Here is a 17,755-nt window from a genome sequence, read left to right on the forward strand (position 1 = left end):
GTAAACAACTTAGGCGCCATCATATTGATGAAAAACAATTACAACGTGCTGTTAAAAAAGCAGCGTTTGATGCCCAAATTGATAAACATGTGACTCCACATACTTTACGTCATTCATTTGCTACACATTTATTACAACAAGGGGCTAATATACTCAAACCACCTCAAGATCCAGGATTCAGCTGGAATTAAAAACGAGTTTAGGCTAGGCATTAATTGAGGTCGTTTGGGTATATACATACAGTGCAAGAGCAATTAGGTCATAGTGATTTACGTACTACGCAAGTTTATACGCATGTACTTGAACAAAGAGCCAACAGTGTACGAAGTCCTTAATCTTATTTAATATAAGTCAGAACGGCATTATACTTATAAAATAATATGGCATCCATTGAGGTTTAAGGGATTTATCGCTCCATGCCAGAATAAATACTAACTTAAATTATTAATAGCTACACAAGCAAAGTATGTAATTCACTTATTGAATCAACAATAGCTTTGGGCGCATATTGCTGAAGTATTTGTTTATTGTGCACACCAAAAGTAACACCAATACTATCAATACCAGCATTTTGAGCCATTGCTAAATCATGACTGGTATCACCAATCATCACGGCCTCATGTGGAGCAACCTCTAATTCAGCCAAAATACTATGTAGCATTTCTGGATCAGGCTTTGACGGCATCTCACCCGCACAACGTGTAGTATTAAATAAATGGTTAGTTTCACTTACTTGCAATACCCTATTTAGCCCTTCTCTTCCTTTTCCTGTAGCCACAGCTAATAATTTACTGCTCTTTTTGAGTGTTGAAAGTAATGTCATGGCATTATCAAATAAAGGTGTTGGTGTTTTATCTCCTTCAAGGTATTCATATTTATATTGCACTAACATGGCTTCAACTTGCTCAGGCGTTATCGCTGAAAATAGTTTTTCTAGGCCTACATTCAAACTTAAACCTATAATTTGCTTTACATCATCATTCGAAGGTATCGTTAAACCAACAGTTTCAGCGGCTGACTGCATTGAGGAAACAATACGTTCAACAGAGTCCATTAAGGTTCCATCCCAATCAAAAATAACAAGTTTATAATACTGCATATTGCTCTTCTATCGTGTGTTTAACTTATTTTATAGTTACTATTCTCTAACAAGTTTAGCAAGCAACTTCTCTAAACTAGGTTCAAGCGGCGCTTCAACCTTTAAACGTTCTTCTGTTTTTGGGTGCGTAAATTCAATACTAGCAGCATGTAAAAATAAGCGTTTAAGCCCCTTACTTTTCATCTCTGCATCAAAATCTTCACTGCCATATTTAGCGTCCATGGCAATAGAATGCCCACTTACTTGACAATGAACACGTATTTGATGGGTTCTGCCTGTAACAGGAAAAGCGCGCACTAAAGTCGCACCGCGGTAACGCTCTAACACTTTATAGCGTGTTTCTGATTCTTTACCGTCTATATTATCAACAATCACGACACGCTCACCTGATTTTAGATCATTTTTTCTTAATCCTTCAGTAACACGTGTTAATTTAGTAGGCCAATGTCCTTTGACGAGTGCATGATAAAATTTTTGTACGTTTTTACTGCGTAGCTGTTCATGTAAATGACGAAGTGCAGAACGTTTTTTCGCAACAATAAGGCAACCAGAGGTATCTCGGTCAAGCCTATGTACTAATTCAAGCATTCGAGCTTCAGGACGCAATGCGCGTAGCGCTTCAATCAAACCAAAGCTTAAACCACTGCCCCCATGAACGGCCATACCTGAGGGTTTATTAATTACAATTAACCTATCATCTTCAAATAATATTTGCTTTTCAAGGTTGGCAACAATATTCAAACCTGTTGAAACAGTATCTGTTTTCTCTGACACTCTAATAGGGGCAATCCGTAATACATCATTTAGTGCGAGTTTATAAACGGGTTTTATTCGCTTTTTATTAACGCGTATTTCACCTTTACGCATTAAACGATAAAGATGACTTTTGGGCACACCTTTTAATGTTCTTAATAAAAAATTATCAATACGCTGACCTGCGTCTTCAGTATCTATCGTGATAAATCGTACTTGGGGTTTATCATCTCCGTGATCGTTTACCGTATTTGACTTTTGACTGTCGGGCTTTTTTACTAGTGGTTTTTGTGACATGACGTGGGTTTAATTGATATTGATTCTTCCATGAAGCGCAGTTTATCATACTTTTTTTACTGCATTTTAACATTTAGTCCCTTTTTTTATTGGCTTATCTGAGTTTATAAGTGATAATAGATATGTTAATGCTTAGTAAAGATTATTTATTGGCAAAATATATACAAAACAATAAGTAAATAAGCATTAAATTTTAGAAGTTTTAAAGAGAGACGTAAGAGGCAAACTGCGGCCACATTAGTATGCATACCTATCTAATATGAATAATATAAGTTAATAGGAAATCGACACACTAATAGTACGGCCTATTGTAATACTAACGCGTGTAACTTGTTAGAAAAAGCATAAACAGTTTTTATCCCTTAAAAGGTACTGGCCCTGCTCCATAAAGCAATTTATTTAATTAATTTACTTTGCAAAAAAAATAGTTTTCATATAACAATAAAACAAGCCAAAAAGAAAGTGTAAAACATCACTAGGCAAAATTTAGTTGTTAAATATCTGCATCTGCAAACTTATAACTTGCAAAGTAAGTACGCACAGCACATTGGCTGAGCACATAAAGAAACAATAACGCTATGATTTATATAAAAATCATGTCATAGCGAATTAGAAACAATCAAATTATATAACAGCTTAACGTGGTTTAATGACACGTTAAAGTTGACATCCGTGAGGTTGACAAAATGCTGTTACATCGCTATAGATTGCACTGCTTTGTGTACTAAGCACTGGTGTGTTGTGACTAAAAATGAGTCACAAAACCTATGAAACGTATGTTAATAAACGCTACCCAATCAGAAGAATTGCGCGTAGCACTTGTTGATGGTCAAAAACTTTACGATTTAGATATTGAAAGTCCTGGTCACGAACAAAAAAAATCGAACATCTATAAAGCAAAAATTACCCGTATTGAACCATCACTAGAAGCTGCATTTGTTGATTACGGCGCAGATCGCCATGGCTTCTTGCCAATGAAAGAAATCGCTCGTGAGTATTTTCCAAAAGGTTATACCTTTCAAGGTCGTCCTAGCATCAAAGATGTTTTGCACGAAGGCCAAGAAGTTATTGTTCAAATCGACAAAGAAGAACGTGGCCAAAAAGGCGCTGCACTAACAACCTTTATCAGTCTTGCTGGTAGTTATTTAGTGTTGATGCCAAACAACCCTCGCGCTGGCGGTATTTCTCGTCGTATTGAAGGTGATGAACGAACTGATTTAAAAGCTTCACTCAGTAAATTAGACTTACCTAAAGGCATGGGGTTAATAGTTCGCACAGCTGGTGTTGGCAAAGCTTACGAAGAGTTAGAGTGGGATTTAAGTGTATTATTGCACCACTGGCAAGCAATCAGTGATGCCGCACAAAGCCGTAAAGCACCTTTTTTAATTCATCAAGAAACCAACCTTATTTTACGTGCCATTCGTGACTATTTACGTCGCGATATAGGTGAAGTATTAATTGATCGTCCCAAAACTTTTGAAAGTGTTAAAAAGCACATTGAAATAGTTCGTCCTGATTTCTTAAGTAAAATAAAGCTGTATACAAGTGACGTACCTTTATTTACGCACTATCAAATAGAAACTCAAATTGAGACTGCTTTTCAACGTGAAGTTCGCTTACCTTCTGGTGGTTCAATTGTTATTGATCCAACAGAAGCCATGACTTCTATAGATATAAACTCTGCGCGGGCAACTAAAGGCAGCGATATCGAAGAAACAGCTTTCAATACTAATTTAGAAGCAGCAGAAGAAATTGCACGTCAATTACGTTTACGTGATTTAGGCGGCCTTGTTGTGATTGACTTTATTGACATGACACCTGTGCGTCACCAACGTGAAGTAGAAAATCGTATGCGTGATTCTGTTCGTCAAGACAGAGCGCGTATTCAATTAGGTCGAATTTCTCGTTTTGGTTTATTAGAAATGTCGCGCCAACGCTTGCGCCCTTCTATTGGGGAAACTAGCCAAGGCGTTTGTCCTCGTTGTTGTGGTACAGGCCAAGTACGTGGTGTTGAATCACTTGCTTTATCTATTCTTCGTTTAATGGAAGAAGAAGCCATTAAAGAAAATACGCAACATGTGCAAGCCCAAGTGCCAGTACCTGTAGCAACATATTTGTTAAATGAAAAACGTCGTTCTGTCATGCATATAGAAAAACATCATGGTGTTCGTGTTTTAATTATTCCAAACCCTCATATGGATACACCTCAATACGAAGTATTGCGCGTTAAAAAAGATGAATCCATAACACAGGCAAGCTACGAAATATCGGTTAAACAAGCTGAACTTGAAGAAGCTAAAATGCCTAAGTTTGATAAAGAACCTGTAAAACGTGATGAACCGTTAATTCAAGCAATGGGACAAGGTATGGTTGCGCCTAATGTTGCCCCTGCCGAACCAAATACTGTCACAGTAGAGCAACCAGAACCACCGAAAAACAAGCCATCAGGTTTCTTTGCTTGGTTAAAAGGTTTATTTACCTCAGAAGAAGTTAAAACAGACAAGGTTCCAGAAAGCACAACTAAACCTGAAGAAAAACGTACTCCGCAGCGAGGCCGTCAAGGTCAACGACGTGGTAATTCACGTAACAACCGTAATAACACCCGTAACGATGAACGTAGCGAAGAACGTAAAAATGATCGTACTAAAAATCGCAATCCTAAAGATAAAAATCGTAGCCCTCGTGACGAACGTGACAATACATCTAAAACAGCACCTAAAGCAAAAAAACAAGGTCAAAAATCTGAGTTTGATAAAAATTCCGTAGTAAAAGAAGAGGTTGCAACGGAACGTCGTCAACGCAGAACGAATCGTAAAAAAGTACGCGTTAACAAAGCAAAAGTAGATCAAGATACCGTGACAACTGCACCTGTTGATAAAGCAATAAATAAAACAGAGCCTGTTACTAAAGATAAAGAACTTGAAATTAAAAAAACTCGCGCTGAAGAAGAAAATGCAGTGCAAGCGGTTAATAATGAGGAACAAGCGAATTCTCAAGCTAATACAGAAAATAAAGAAGAACGTTCACGCAATAGACGTTCACCAAGACATTTACGCTCTAATGGTCAACGTAGACGCCGAGACAAAAAACCTGAAGATTCTGAAGGTAATAACGAAGCCATTAAAGCGCGTTACCCAGAGATAGATGCATCAAATAAAGAAGATACTACACATATTAAAACAGACAGCCCAGAAGCAGAAGTTGCCACGGAGGAAACAACCTTAAAACAAAACGCTGTGGAAGAAAAATCTGTTACAGGTAACACAGTTGCTGAGCCAGTTGTCGCTGAACCAGCGGCTACTAAACCAGTTGTTACTGAGCCAACGGCTACTGAACCAGCAACGACTAAACCAGCAGTTGCGGAACCAAAAGCTACTAAACCAGCAGTTGCTAAACCAAAAACTACTGAGCCAGTTGTTACTGAACCAGTTGCCACTGAGCCAGCACCAGCTACTACTGAGCCAACAGCTATTAAACCAGTTATTGCTGAGACAGTAGTTTCGCAAGAAGTACAGCAAGATCTTCCTTTAACTGACAATAACGTTATAGAGAAAGCAGATGAAGAGCCTGCTGAAGCTAGTGCTAGTCAAACCGCTGAAACGCAAATTTCTGATGAAGAGCCTGTGTTAGAAGCAACTCAAGAAGAGTCTACCTCAAAAGAATCAGTGAAAAAAGTTGAAGAAAAAGCAACGAAAAAATCACCAGCTAAAGATAAAAAGTTAGCTCGACAAGTGAAAAAGTCTAACCGTTTATCTGGCCGTGCTTCTTCTCCAATGACAAAAACAGAAACAATCACCACTATCAACGAAATTCCAACTAGTTTTATGGCTAATGAAGATCGAATGGTGCATCAAGTCTCTGGCCGTAGTGCAATTTCTGCTGATGCAAGTAGTAGAAGTTCTGCCGCCGCAACAAAACCAACGTTATAAGTACTAACTCGTAACTTAAAATAAACAAAAAAAGCCAGTTGTTACTACTAACAACTGGCTTTTTATTATTAGAAAGAAAGTTTCATGTCATGCATAAACATCTGACTTATGGTAAGTAAATTTAACAATACTATGAGGAAATCAACGGATAATAAAGAATTATTAAGCCGAGTATAAGCTAGTTATTGGCAATAATTCTTTATCACTAAAGCTAAACGTTCAACTGCAACACCTAACGCTTGTTTATTAGCGTTCGTAAAATTCAAACGCAAAGCAGACTTTTGACATGTTCGGTCATGATAGAATACTGAACTTGGTACAACGGCAACACCATTTTCCAATGCCGACTTAGCTAACGCGTCTACATCACATTCGGGTAATGTCAGCCAAACAAACATTCCTCCATCAACAGTATTTATATGGCACAGACGTTGTAAATAAATGGATATTTGTTGAATTAATGTTTTATATCGCATGAAATAAACCTGTCGTAACTTAGCCAAATGTTGCTCAAACTCATTGTGTTGTAGCAAATCTAACAATACTGCTTGCATTGGAATACTAGAATGCAAATCAGAGACTTGTTTTACAGTATTCAGTTGCGCTATCCATTTAGCTTTAGCCGTAACTAAACCTAACCTGATACCAGGCGTGGCTATTTTGGAGTATGAGCGTAATATCATTGAATGCTCAAGACAGAAACTTGACACTAATGGTAATGAACTACCATTAAAGCGCAATTCTCTATATGGAACATCTTCAATAAAAGTAACATTATATTTCTGACACAAGAAAGCAACTTGTTGACGCACAGCTAAAGACCAGCATACGCCTGTTGGATTATGAAAATCAGGTACCGCATAAAAGAATGTAACATCACTCGTAGCAAAACAGGTTTCTAATTCGACTAAATCTGGGCCATCACAACGTTGTGAAATACTCTCAATGTTGGCTTGAGCAAGACTAAATATCTGAATTGCCCCTAAATAGCTTGGCGCTTCCATGACTATTGTATCGCCCGGATTAATAAATGATCGAGCAATAAGATCTAAGCCTTGTTGTGAGCCAGTACAAACAATACCCTCATGCGACGACAGTAATTGATAACGTTCCCTAAAATGCGCAAGTAGCGGAGCATAACCTGCCGTATTTCCATATTGGAATAACTCTGGCCTATTAGGTAAATCAGTTAATGAATTAGCCATTAGTTCAAGAGGAAATTTATCATTTGCTGGTAATCCTCCAGCCAAAGATATAACCCCTGGGGCACATGCAGCATCTAAAATTTCTCGGATATAAGATGGTTGAATATGTTGTAACGATTTAGCTAAATTCATGATGGATACACTCTGTTAATAATAATTAAGAGAGTACATTAGCTTGAGTTATTTTACTTGTCCGTTTATGCTCTGTTACATGTCCATTTATGCTATATACATTAATACATCATGCTAACTAACCAACAAATATCCCGCATCAATGATGTATTATATTTTATTCATATGAATATGAGTAAAAAGCTTTTAGCAAGTGATTTAGCAACTATTGCAGCTTATTCAGAACACCATTTTCACCGTCTCTTTAAAACAGTTGTAGGAGAGGCTGTCCATCATTATATCCGCAGAATTAGAATAGAATTTGCAGCTAACCAACTCATGTTTGATGCTAGTACATCAGTATTAGATATCGCTATAAAATCAGGATATTTGTCCGTATCATCTTTTAGCCGAGCCTTTAAAAGCATCTTTAAAATGTCACCGGGTGAGTGGCGCAACAGTGATCGTCAACATCAACCCAAACCTTTTTTAGCTAATAAACAAGTTGCTACTTATTATCAAAGACTTAATAGCATTACTTTGCCTAAATGCGAGTTAATCGAATTACCTCAACGTCATGTCGCTTATGTGCGGCATCAAGGATATGATCGTTCGATAGCAAATGCTTGGCAAACTTTAAAAGTGTGGGCTAATATGCACAATCGTGACTTTTCTCAGCAATTTGGTTTACATCATTCAAATCCAGCTTGGGTCGAGTTAAATAAATGTCGTTATGTCGCCTGTATCGGAATTGATCATCCAATACAACAAAGAGGACTAATTAATAGCATGACAATTCCTGGGGGCTTGCATGCGGTATTTAAATTGCAGGGAGGTTATGGCGAACTATTACCCCAATTACACAATATTTTAGAACATTGGTTACCAACTTCAGGGTTTAAAATGCTATCAACACCTGCTTATGTGCATTATCAAAAAAATCAATTTTTAGCTGAAGATGAAAAATTTAAACTAGACTTTTGTTTACCTATATCACCATTCCACTAATTAACTTAAAGGCATCAACAACACAGAAGGATTAAATCTACTTTCATAATGACATATGAAATACCTCGTGAAAAAACTAACTTAGTCCTAACCATAAACCAACAAGGATCATTAACGTACCTGATAACCTATTTAAACGTTTTACATTATTATGATGAGATAATAATTTTCCTAAGGTTTTACCACCAGTTGCGTATAACATCATACAAGTAAACTCTGAAATCAAAATGACTATTACTAAAATGGAGAGTTGTGGCGTAAGCGCATATTCCTTATTTATAAAAGGTGGTAATAAGGAAATCATAAATGCCCAACCTTTTGGATTAGCAATTGCCGTTATTAACCCTTGATTAAATAATCCTCCCTTACGAATTTTTCGTGGAGCTTGGCCATTTGGGGATAATGCTAGTTTTCCTTTTGAACGCCACATATTAAAGCCAATATAAAATAGATACCCAGCACCAATGAGTTTCAAAAAATTAAATATCTGTGGAAATTGTAGCATGATAGTTGAAACACCAATGACTGATGCTGTTGCTACAATAGCAACACCAATCAACTCACCCCACATCATCCATAGCGTGTTTCGAACACCGATTGACATGCCTAAAGTCATCGCTAAAGTCATACACATACCAGGTGTTATAGATACAATAAAAAAAGTTGGAATAAAAAGACTAAGTAAGGCGAAATCTAACAATGTTATTACTCTAATACAAAAATATAAACATCGACTTTAGCAATAAAAATTATGTTAAACAATCACCCAATTTTTGACTAAAGATACCACTATTTATAACGATAAAATAACCATAATTGCCAGCACCCTATCATTTAGCAATAAATTGTAATTTATTGCTGTTTCAACGGTGATCACCCTGATAGAATAGCGAAAATTTTATTTGTACTCATGTAACTTAAAAATATACTTTAAATTGCATGGGTTTTTCGGAAATATTTAGTCATGCGTACCAGTCAATATTTACTGTCTACTTTAAAAGAAACTCCTGCAAGTGCAGAAGTAATAAGCCATCAACTAATGCTACGTGCGGGGCTTGTAAGAAACCTTGCCTCAGGTTTATATACGTGGTTACCTACTGGTTTACGTGTATTAAAAAAAGTTGAAACAATCGTTCGTGAAGAAATGCAACGAGCAGGTGTTAACGAAATATTAATGCCAATGGTTCAACCAGCTGACTTATGGGAAGAGTCTGGTCGCTGGGATGATTATGGTCCAGAGTTATTGCGCCTTAAAGATCGTCATAAGCGCCCTTTTGTTTTGGGTCCAACCCATGAAGAAGTGATCACAAAACTTATTGCAAATGAATTAAATAGTTATAAACAATTACCTTTATCATTATTTCAAATTCAAACTAAATTTCGTGACGAAATTCGCCCTCGTTTTGGCGTTATGCGTGGTCGTGAATTTTTAATGAAAGATGCTTACTCTTTTCATTTAGAAGACTCATGTTTAGAAAAAACTTATCAAGTCATGTTTAATGCATATTGCCGCATATTTGATCGCTTAGGTTTAGACTACCGCCCTGTATTAGCAGACACGGGTTCTATCGGTGGAGATGCTAGCCATGAGTTTCATGTATTAGCAGATTCTGGCGAAGATGACATAGCCTTTAGCGATGTAAGTGACTTTGCAGCTAATGTTGAAAAAGCAGAAGCATTAGCTCCAACAACAGCAAGAGCTGAGCCAAGCCAAGCGTTAACTGAAATTTCAACGCCCAATGTTAAAACAATTGATGAGGTGGCTAAATTTTTAAATGTAGATGTAAAGCAAACCGTTAAAACATTACTAGTGTGCGGCATTGAAAATGAACAAGGTGAAACGCCTTTAGTCGCCCTAGTATTGCGTGGTGACCATCAACTTAATGAAATTAAAGTTGAACATTTACCACAAATTTCAAGCCCATTAACCTTTGCGTCTGACGAACAAATATTAGCCACAGTTAAGTGTGCCGCTGGCTCAATAGGACCAGTGGGTTTGTCAATTGAAGTGATTGTTGATAGAACCGCTGCTCAGTTAAGTGATTTTGTCTGTGGTGCCAATAAAAATGATGTACATTTAACTGGCGTAAATTGGGAAAGAGATTGTTCAACAATTGAAATTGCCGATATACGTAATGTTGTTGAGGGTGATCCTAGCCCATGTGGTCAAGGTAAAATTGTTATAAAACGCGGTATAGAGGTTGGTCATATTTTTCAATTAGGAACAAAATACGCGCAAGCAATGAAGTGTGCGGTTCTTAATGAAGAAGGCAAAAATCAAACATTAACCATGGGTTGTTATGGTATTGGTGTATCACGTATTGTTGCCGCCGCAATAGAACAAAACCACGACCAACATGGTATAAAGTGGCCTGCCGCAATAGCACCATTTCAAGTGGCTATTGTGCCAATGAATATGGCTAAATCAGCCCGCGTAAAAGAAACAGCAGAAGCTTTATATGAAAAACTAAATAATGCTGGTATTGAAGTTTTATTTGATGACAGAAAAGAACGTCCTGGTGTCATGTTTGCTGACCATGAACTGATGGGAACGCCTTTATTATTAGTCATTGGTGAACGTAATTTAGATGAAAATAAAGTTGAAGTGAAAAATCGACTTACAGGCGAAAAATCAATGATTGCCATTGACGATGTCATGTCACTTTTTAATTAAATATTGATTATGTTATTTATTCATTAAATTAATAATTACATATACAAAAAAGGAGCTTAAGCTCCTTTTTTGCTATTTAAATCTATAAACTCCCTAAAATAAGTGTTTTTATGCTGTTTTATGAAAAAAAATCATAAATTATCATTAAAAACTAATCTTTAGCTATTTCAATATGCCCAATTATTAGCAACAATGATACATCATCCTAATTGCATATATAAGAAGTACACTCAACATGAAAGCTATCAAAAAGTCATCTAAATTAGACAATGTTTGTTATGAAATTAGAGGGCAAATTGCAGCTGAAGCACGTCGTTTAGAAGATGAAGGCCACAAAATTCTTAAACTGAATATAGGTAATCCTGCCCCATTTGGTTTTGAAGCACCTGACGACATCTTAAAAGACGTAATATACAATTTACCAAGCTCTCAAGGTTACACGGACTCTAAAGGTATTTACTCTGCACGTGTTGCCGTAATGCAATATTTTCAACAGCAAGGTATTAAAGATGTTGGAGTTGATGATATTTTTATTGGCAACGGCGTTAGTGAACTTATTGTTATGGCAATGCAAGGTTTATTAAATAATGGTGATGAAGTATTAATTCCTGCTCCAGACTACCCATTATGGACTGCAGCCGTTGCATTATCAGGTGGTACTGCCGTACATTACACTTGTGATGATGAAAACTTTTGGTATCCAGATCTTGAGGATATGGCAAGTAAAATTACCGATAAAACAAAAGCTATTGTCTTAATTAATCCAAACAACCCGACAGGTGCTGTTTACCCTGAAGAAATTCTTCAAGGGATTATTGCTCTGGCTCGAAAACATAGTTTAATTATTTTTAGTGATGAAATTTACGACAAAATACTATACGACCAAGCTAAACATATTCCAACTGCATCACTTGCCCAAGATGTATTAATAATAACAATGGGCGGTTTGTCTAAAAATTATCGTATTGCTGGTTTTAGAGCGGGATGGATGGTTATTTCAGGCCCTAAAATTCATGCTGAAGATTATTTGGAAGGTTTAAATATATTAGCATCAATGCGTTTATGTGCCAATGTTCCTTGTCAACATGCTATTCAAACTGCGTTGGGCGGTTATCAAAGTATTACTGAATTAATCACGGGTGATGGACGTTTATTAAAACAGCGTAATATTGCTGCTAAAATGATAAATGAAATTGATGGTTTATCTTGTCATCCCGCGATGGGGGCACTGTATTTATTTGTAAAAGTGGATGCTGAAAAGTTCAATATTACAAATGATGAAAAAATGATTTTAGATTTACTTAAACAAGAAAAAATATTATTAGTTCATGGTAGTGCATTTAACACTAAAGCAAAAAATTACTTTAGGTTGGTATTTTTACCTCATGTGGATGAATTAATTCCTGCTTTAGAAAAGCTTAAAAACTTCTTTTTAACTTATCAGCAAGAATAAATAACAGTTAAACGCACAGCAAATTTAGGAATTAATTTCATATTTTGTGCGTTTAACTTTTTTAATCAGGCCGAGATAATTCATCTAAGGTTTGCATACAGGCTGGAAATTGAGATGAAAAATATTCATTCACTTCTGGCCATTGCTCACAATGTTTCTTCACCCTGTTTTCCAATAATTTAGTTGCATCAATAAATTCTCTATTGCCAACATTAATTTCTGACAAGCTATAATGATAGGCTGCTAAATCATCAGCCGCTTTTACAATTGCTTTCGTTTCTTTATCCACATTGGCTTGAATTACCAACGGAGCCATCGCCTCATGTAAATAACCAGGCAAGCCCTCGTACACCATAGAATGTTCTACTTCACTTTCAATTTTTTTTATTTGTTTAGTCAGATCAGGATTATAATACTTTAATGGGCTGGGGATATCCCCAACACCACCTGATTCAGATGCTTCATGGTAAAGTGCGGCTAAAGTAATGCCCGCTGGATCATAGCTTCGATTAAATTTTATTTTACCAATCAAAGCAATTTGATGACTAATAAGCGCAACTTCAAATGAATGTTGAGCACACGTTTCAGGCTCTCTGGAAGTCATAAGAGGCCAACGAATTATCTTTCTCAATCTTAGCATCCATGCACTAAAACTGCCTTTTTTATGATGAAACATCAATGTTTACCCGTTTAATTAATGAAATTGAGAAACAACCTCTTTTACAACATCTTTAATTACGGATGACGGCATTTCTTTATCTTTAGATGTCATACGTTTAGTTGCCCAACCATGCCACGCAGGTTGATGTGATTTAACATCAAACACATCAATAGCTAACTTACCTTCGGTATATTGACGCACTTCTGAGTTACTAGAAACCATAGGACCAAACATTGCACCATAATAACCACGTCCCCAACCAAAACCACCACGGTAAGATAATGGGTAGTGACTTATTTTTATTTGCTCACGGCTCCCTACAGTATAAGAGATAGTAAAGTCTGCCTCATTAGCATCGGCTATTAATTGATAACCTTGAGAGATAAATGCTTGCTCTATTTCTTTGTCTACACGTAATTTCATTACTGGATTAAAGTCTTCAGGAGACGCTATTATTCTGGCATCAGTCAACCAAGCAAAAGTTTTATACGGTTGTGTATCGACATCTGAATTTTTATCAAAGTAAACCTTCGCTTTATAGGTGGTTGCACAGCTTGCAATAAAGACAACAAGTGCCATCACTAACATTTTTTTTAAATAAGTCATATTTCTATCCTTTAACTTCATTATTTAACATTTTCAAATAATAAAATGATACTTTCACTCACTATTATAGTATGTAGTTACTATAGGTCATAATATAAAGCTAAAATAGTAAAAACCAATAAATAACTGTATTTTTTAATACTTTTCCTAAATCGCATAAGTTATCGTAATTAATTACATTAAATTATCTGTATTTTGTATTTAAAGGTTGACAGTTATTGTTAAACCCTTTAAAAATAGAACCAAGCATTACTTTCTTATATTAACACTAAGATCTTAACAATTTTATTCGCATTATAAACATATGTATTCAAATATTATTCGCAACAACGTCGTCCTCATGGTCGTAGTGGTAGTCCAATCACTGCGAGGATTAGGTTGTTTGAAAAATTAGCTTTTAGATAAACAGGTAAGCAACAAAATAACCAAACCCTCGCTCTAATTTAGACCGAGGGTTTTTTGTATATTAATCATCAACATTAATAGGTATCGATATGACAACAGAGCTTTTTACTGGTGCAGAAATGGTAGTTAAAGCATTATCAGCACTTAAGGTTAAGTATATTTTTGGCTACCCTGGCGGGTCAGTTTTAGATCTATACGATGCAATTTTCCAGCAAAATGAAATTGAACATATTCTAGTTCGACACGAACAAGCAGCAACACATATGGCAGATGGATATACAAGAGCCACAGGTGAAGTTGGCGTTGTTTTAGCAACCTCTGGCCCTGGCGCAACAAACTGTGTTACAGGCATTGCAACCGCGTATATGGACTCGATTCCTATGGTTGTTTTAGCTGGACAAGTGCCAACAACCTTAATTGGTAATGATGCCTTTCAAGAAACTGATATTGTTGGTTGTACACGCCCCATTATTAAACACAGTTTTAACTGTCGTGATTTGGCAGATATTCCAAATGTAATTGCTAAAGCTTTTTACATTGCAAGCACTGGCAGACCTGGCCCAGTTGTTGTTGAATTACCTAAAGACTTACTTATTCCGCAAAATAAAGCCCCTTTTAAGATAGAAACTAACGTAAAAATGCGTTCGTATAATCCAAACATTAAAGGGCATCCAAAACAAATACGTAAAGCGGTCAAAACAATAGCAGCAGCAAAAAAGTTAGTTGTATATTCTGGTGGAGGTATCGTACTCGCTGATGCATCTGAGTTATTAACAACCTTAGTAGAAACATTAAAAGCCCCTATTACCAACACATTAATGGGACTGGGTGGTATTTCTGGTACCCATGCAAACTTTATTGGTATGTTAGGCATGCATGGCAGTATAGAAGCCAATAAAACGATGGCAAATGCAGATGTTATTCTTGCTCTGGGTGCTCGGTTTGACGATCGCGTTACTAATAATGTAGAAAAGTTTTGCCCTAATGCAACCATTATTCATGTTGATATTGATCCTACGTCAATTTCTAAAACGATCAATGCTCATATCCCTGTCGTTGGTTTAGTTGATATTGTGATACAACAATTGCTTGATGAACTAAAAGCGACTAACTATAAACCCAACGAAGAAGCTCTTAGTGCTTGGTGGCAACAAATTAATCTTTGGCGAGACATGAGAAGCTTTAGTTATAAACAGGTAGAAGGTGAAAAAATTAAACCTCAACGCGTAGTTGAAGCCATGTATAAAATTACCAAAGGGGAAGCTTATGTTGCTTCTGATGTAGGGCAGCATCAAATGTTTGCAGCACAATATTATCCCTTTGCTAAACCTCGCCAGTGGATAAACTCTGGTGGCGCAGGCACTATGGGTTTTGGTTTGCCTGCAGCTATGGGCGTAAAACTTGCGTTTCCTGATAAGCATGTCATTTGTATTACGGGAGATGGTTCAATTCAAATGAACATTCAAGAGCTTTCAACCTGTAAACAATATAACTTACCTGTTGTGATCATAACACTGAATAATCGTTCTCTTGGTATGGTTCGACAATGGCAAGATATGGTGTATGACGGCAGACATGCCTCTTCTTACATGGAATCATTACCCGACTTTATCAAAGTTGCTGAAGCTTACGGACATGTAGGCATTCAAATTGACACCTTAGATGAGCTGGATTCAAAGTTAGAAGAAGCCTTCAGTATTAAAAATAAACTTGTTTTTGTTGATGTGCTTGTTGATGAAAAAGAGCATGTTTACCCTATGCATATTCGTCATGGTGGTATTGATGATATGTGGACTGCTAAGGGGGTAAAAGCCTAATGCATTTTAATACACAAAATTCAAACGCCACAAATACAACCTTGTTCAACATTATTGATGAACTATGTACTGCTAAACACAATATAGGAGTTAAAGCATAATGCGTCATATTTTAGCAATTTTACTGGAAAATGAACCTGGCGCACTTTCGCGTATCGTTGGTCTATTTTCACAACGTGCTTACAACATCGAAAGCTTAACCGTTGCTCCAACAGATGATAACAGCTTATCGCGCATCACCATTGCTACCTCTGGTGACGATAAAGTGTTAGAACAAATTGTAAAGCAGGTAAACAAATTAGTTGATGTAATCAAAATATCTGAATTAACCGATCGAAAACACGTAGAACGCGAGCTATTGCTAGTAAAAGTTACTGCAATGAATAATGCATCACGTACTGAAGTTAAACGAATTACAGATATTTTTCGAGGTGCTATTATTGACATTGGTAAACAGGTCTACACAATTGAATTAACAGGCAATAGTGATAAATTAAATGCCTTTATTGAAGCCCTAAGTCATGAAACTGATATTATAGAATCAGCTCGTTCAGGCTGTGTGGGTATGGTTCGAGGTGAAAAAGCACTTAGGGTGTAAAAACGAGTGATAACTATTTTTACTTTATCTTAACTTTTTATATTTTGGGGTATTAATTACTTTTATTCTTAACAAAATTTAAGTAGTATTTACCCCTTATCAAATAAATAGATTAAGGATATTCATGAAACATTATAAATTAGGGTTTATTATTTCTTTAGTTGCAGCACTATCAGCATGTAGTTCAACTTCAGAAGACACTCAGGCAAAAACGACTAAAAGTGACAATGAATCAGAATTAATATGTCAAACATTTGCACCAACGGGAAGCCATATTAAAAAAAGAGTATGTAAAACACCCGAACAAGTTGAGTTAGAAAAAGCGCGAGATAAAGAATCTATTAGATCATTAAATGTTGATAAAAACGATAGTCGTATATAAAGACGTCACTTTTTATAATCATTATTAACAATGTACAATGAAATTTTGTTCATATATTTGTCAGCTGAATGTGTGTGAATATTAAGTAATAAAATAAGTAAAGTGATAATTTATCACTTTACTTCGACAGGGACATAAGTTAACAGCCTATGCTGCTAACAGTATTTTAATGATTGAATTAGGTAAATATCGACATTTTAAAGGCAATTACTATCAAGTGCTTCATCTAGCTAGACATAGTGAAACAGAAGAGTATCTTGTTGTTTATCACCCATTTGATGATAAAAATGATATTTGGATACGCCCTTTAACAATGTTTAATGAAACCATTTCTAGGGAAGGTAAAAAAATAGAACGCTTTCAATACGTCGGCGAATAAACACCTAATATTCAAAGCGTTATGTTTTTTTAGTTAATTACATTAACTTATAGAAAAAAATTGATGTTCTTGCCATTCAACTTGTTTTTGTTGCATTTTAGTCACTTCTGCTTGCTTTGGGCCTTCTTTTAGCCAAGCCAACATTATTTTTACATTTTCCTCTTCCCCCGAAAGAAAAACTTCAACATCACCATCTGCTAAATTTCTAGCATAACCACTTAGCCCCAATTCAATTGCCTTTTGCTGACTGGATACTCGAAAATAAACACCTTGTACTTTTCCTGACACATGAGCTATATAGCTAACATTCATAATGTATATTCATTCCATTTGTTATTAATATTGTTAAACAAATCTTTTACTACAATGTAAAGTATA

Annotated in this window: 15 protein-coding genes and 1 pseudogene; 9 read left to right on the plus strand and 7 right to left on the minus strand. The window is 36.1% G+C overall.

Going from position 1 to position 17,755, the window contains the following annotated elements; translation table 11 throughout:
* Window positions 1–335: pseudogene (locus ACE1OF_RS16435) on the plus strand (tyrosine-type recombinase/integrase); the annotation flags it as partial.
* Between the two features lie 116 nt (window positions 336–451).
* Here ACE1OF_RS16435 and ACE1OF_RS16440 read toward each other — a convergent pair.
* Together ACE1OF_RS16440 and rluC are read right to left on the minus strand one after the other, a co-directional pair.
* Window positions 452–1,099: an HAD-IA family hydrolase gene (locus ACE1OF_RS16440; RefSeq protein ID WP_448895735.1), complete on the minus strand. Its 648-nt coding sequence runs from the start codon at window positions 1,097–1,099 to the stop codon at window positions 452–454.
* Window positions 1,100–1,138: 39 nt separating this feature from the next.
* Window positions 1,139–2,149, minus strand: coding sequence for a 23S rRNA pseudouridine(955/2504/2580) synthase RluC (rluC, locus tag ACE1OF_RS16445; RefSeq protein ID WP_448895736.1), 1,011 nt, complete (start codon window positions 2,147–2,149; stop codon window positions 1,139–1,141).
* 767 nt (window positions 2,150–2,916) lie between these two features.
* On the opposite strand from rluC, the gene rne reads away from it, so the two are divergent.
* Window positions 2,917–6,078: a ribonuclease E gene (gene rne, locus ACE1OF_RS16450; RefSeq protein WP_448895737.1), complete on the plus strand. Its 3,162-nt coding sequence runs from the start codon at window positions 2,917–2,919 to the stop codon at window positions 6,076–6,078.
* A gap of 182 nt (window positions 6,079–6,260) precedes the next feature.
* On the opposite strand, the gene ACE1OF_RS16455 is transcribed toward rne, so the two are convergent.
* Window positions 6,261–7,415, minus strand: a complete 1,155-nt coding sequence (locus tag ACE1OF_RS16455) for an aminotransferase-like domain-containing protein (RefSeq protein ID WP_448895738.1) — start codon at window positions 7,413–7,415, stop codon at window positions 6,261–6,263.
* 171 nt (window positions 7,416–7,586) lie between these two features.
* Here ACE1OF_RS16455 and ACE1OF_RS16460 point away from each other — a divergent pair, with 171 nt between their 5' ends.
* Complete coding sequence (locus ACE1OF_RS16460) at window positions 7,587–8,402, plus strand: AraC family transcriptional regulator (RefSeq protein WP_448895739.1); 816 nt, start codon at window positions 7,587–7,589, stop codon at window positions 8,400–8,402.
* Between the two features lie 76 nt (window positions 8,403–8,478).
* On the opposite strand, the gene ACE1OF_RS16465 is transcribed toward ACE1OF_RS16460, so the two are convergent.
* Entirely contained in the window at window positions 8,479–9,102 is a 624-nt protein-coding gene (locus tag ACE1OF_RS16465; RefSeq protein ID WP_448895740.1) for a LysE family translocator, read from the minus strand.
* 264 nt (window positions 9,103–9,366) lie between these two features.
* On the opposite strand from ACE1OF_RS16465, the gene ACE1OF_RS16470 reads away from it, so the two are divergent.
* Window positions 9,367–11,076: a proline--tRNA ligase gene (locus tag ACE1OF_RS16470; protein WP_448895741.1), complete on the plus strand. Its 1,710-nt coding sequence runs from the start codon at window positions 9,367–9,369 to the stop codon at window positions 11,074–11,076.
* A gap of 235 nt (window positions 11,077–11,311) precedes the next feature.
* Entirely contained in the window at window positions 11,312–12,529 is a 1,218-nt protein-coding gene (locus ACE1OF_RS16475; RefSeq protein ID WP_448895742.1) for a pyridoxal phosphate-dependent aminotransferase, read from the plus strand.
* 61 nt (window positions 12,530–12,590) lie between these two features.
* Here ACE1OF_RS16475 and yfbR read toward each other — a convergent pair whose 3' ends face one another.
* Both yfbR and ACE1OF_RS16485 read right to left on the minus strand, forming a co-directional pair.
* Window positions 12,591–13,205 (minus strand): 5'-deoxynucleotidase, encoded by a 615-nt coding sequence (yfbR, locus tag ACE1OF_RS16480; protein WP_448895743.1) that lies wholly within the window; start codon window positions 13,203–13,205, stop codon window positions 12,591–12,593.
* An 18-nt stretch (window positions 13,206–13,223) separates the two neighbouring features.
* Window positions 13,224–13,796, minus strand: coding sequence for a DUF4136 domain-containing protein (locus ACE1OF_RS16485; protein WP_448895744.1), 573 nt, complete (start codon window positions 13,794–13,796; stop codon window positions 13,224–13,226).
* Between the two features lie 494 nt (window positions 13,797–14,290).
* Between ACE1OF_RS16485 and ACE1OF_RS16490 the strand changes: the two genes are divergently transcribed.
* The 4 genes from ACE1OF_RS16490 to ACE1OF_RS16505 all read left to right on the plus strand — a co-directional run bounded on the left by ACE1OF_RS16490 (window position 14,291) and on the right by ACE1OF_RS16505 (window position 17,377).
* Window positions 14,291–16,018 carry an acetolactate synthase 3 large subunit gene (locus ACE1OF_RS16490; protein WP_448895746.1) on the plus strand — a complete coding sequence of 576 codons (1,728 nt, stop codon included), beginning with the start codon at window positions 14,291–14,293 and terminating at the stop codon, window positions 16,016–16,018.
* 100 nt (window positions 16,019–16,118) lie between these two features.
* Complete coding sequence (gene ilvN / locus ACE1OF_RS16495; protein ID WP_448895747.1) at window positions 16,119–16,616, plus strand: acetolactate synthase small subunit; 498 nt, start codon at window positions 16,119–16,121, stop codon at window positions 16,614–16,616.
* A gap of 124 nt (window positions 16,617–16,740) precedes the next feature.
* Entirely contained in the window at window positions 16,741–16,998 is a 258-nt protein-coding gene (locus ACE1OF_RS16500; RefSeq protein ID WP_448895749.1) for a hypothetical protein, read from the plus strand.
* A gap of 169 nt (window positions 16,999–17,167) precedes the next feature.
* Window positions 17,168–17,377 (plus strand): DUF1653 domain-containing protein, encoded by a 210-nt coding sequence (locus ACE1OF_RS16505; RefSeq protein WP_448895751.1) that lies wholly within the window; start codon window positions 17,168–17,170, stop codon window positions 17,375–17,377.
* A gap of 42 nt (window positions 17,378–17,419) precedes the next feature.
* On the opposite strand, the gene ACE1OF_RS16510 is transcribed toward ACE1OF_RS16505, so the two are convergent.
* Window positions 17,420–17,689 carry an acylphosphatase gene (locus tag ACE1OF_RS16510; protein ID WP_448895752.1) on the minus strand — a complete coding sequence of 90 codons (270 nt, stop codon included), beginning with the start codon at window positions 17,687–17,689 and terminating at the stop codon, window positions 17,420–17,422.
* Window positions 17,690–17,755 lie beyond the last annotated feature (66 nt).

This window comes from Colwellia sp. E150_009 (assembly GCF_053543955.1).

What these genes read in the sequence shown, in the direction of transcription:
- ACE1OF_RS16505 (WP_448895751.1), top strand. Translation starts at nt 17,168, where the DNA reads ATGATTGAATTAGGTAAATATCGACATTTTAAAGGCAATTACTATCAA.
- ilvN (WP_448895747.1), top strand. Translation starts at nt 16,119, where the DNA reads ATGCGTCATATTTTAGCAATTTTACTGGAAAATGAACCTGGCGCACTT.
- rluC (WP_448895736.1), bottom strand. Translation starts at nt 2,149, where the DNA reads ATGTCACAAAAACCACTAGTAAAAAAGCCCGACAGTCAAAAGTCAAAT.
- ACE1OF_RS16440 (WP_448895735.1), bottom strand. Translation starts at nt 1,099, where the DNA reads ATGCAGTATTATAAACTTGTTATTTTTGATTGGGATGGAACCTTAATG.
- yfbR (WP_448895743.1), bottom strand. Translation starts at nt 13,205, where the DNA reads ATGTTTCATCATAAAAAAGGCAGTTTTAGTGCATGGATGCTAAGATTG.
- ACE1OF_RS16455 (WP_448895738.1), bottom strand. Translation starts at nt 7,415, where the DNA reads ATGAATTTAGCTAAATCGTTACAACATATTCAACCATCTTATATCCGA.
- rne (WP_448895737.1), top strand. Translation starts at nt 2,917, where the DNA reads ATGAAACGTATGTTAATAAACGCTACCCAATCAGAAGAATTGCGCGTA.
- ACE1OF_RS16460 (WP_448895739.1), top strand. Translation starts at nt 7,587, where the DNA reads ATGAGTAAAAAGCTTTTAGCAAGTGATTTAGCAACTATTGCAGCTTAT.
- ACE1OF_RS16490 (WP_448895746.1), top strand. Translation starts at nt 14,291, where the DNA reads ATGACAACAGAGCTTTTTACTGGTGCAGAAATGGTAGTTAAAGCATTA.
- ACE1OF_RS16475 (WP_448895742.1), top strand. Translation starts at nt 11,312, where the DNA reads ATGAAAGCTATCAAAAAGTCATCTAAATTAGACAATGTTTGTTATGAA.
- ACE1OF_RS16500 (WP_448895749.1), top strand. Translation starts at nt 16,741, where the DNA reads ATGAAACATTATAAATTAGGGTTTATTATTTCTTTAGTTGCAGCACTA.
- ACE1OF_RS16470 (WP_448895741.1), top strand. Translation starts at nt 9,367, where the DNA reads ATGCGTACCAGTCAATATTTACTGTCTACTTTAAAAGAAACTCCTGCA.
- ACE1OF_RS16485 (WP_448895744.1), bottom strand. Translation starts at nt 13,796, where the DNA reads ATGACTTATTTAAAAAAAATGTTAGTGATGGCACTTGTTGTCTTTATT.
- ACE1OF_RS16510 (WP_448895752.1), bottom strand. Translation starts at nt 17,689, where the DNA reads ATGAATGTTAGCTATATAGCTCATGTGTCAGGAAAAGTACAAGGTGTT.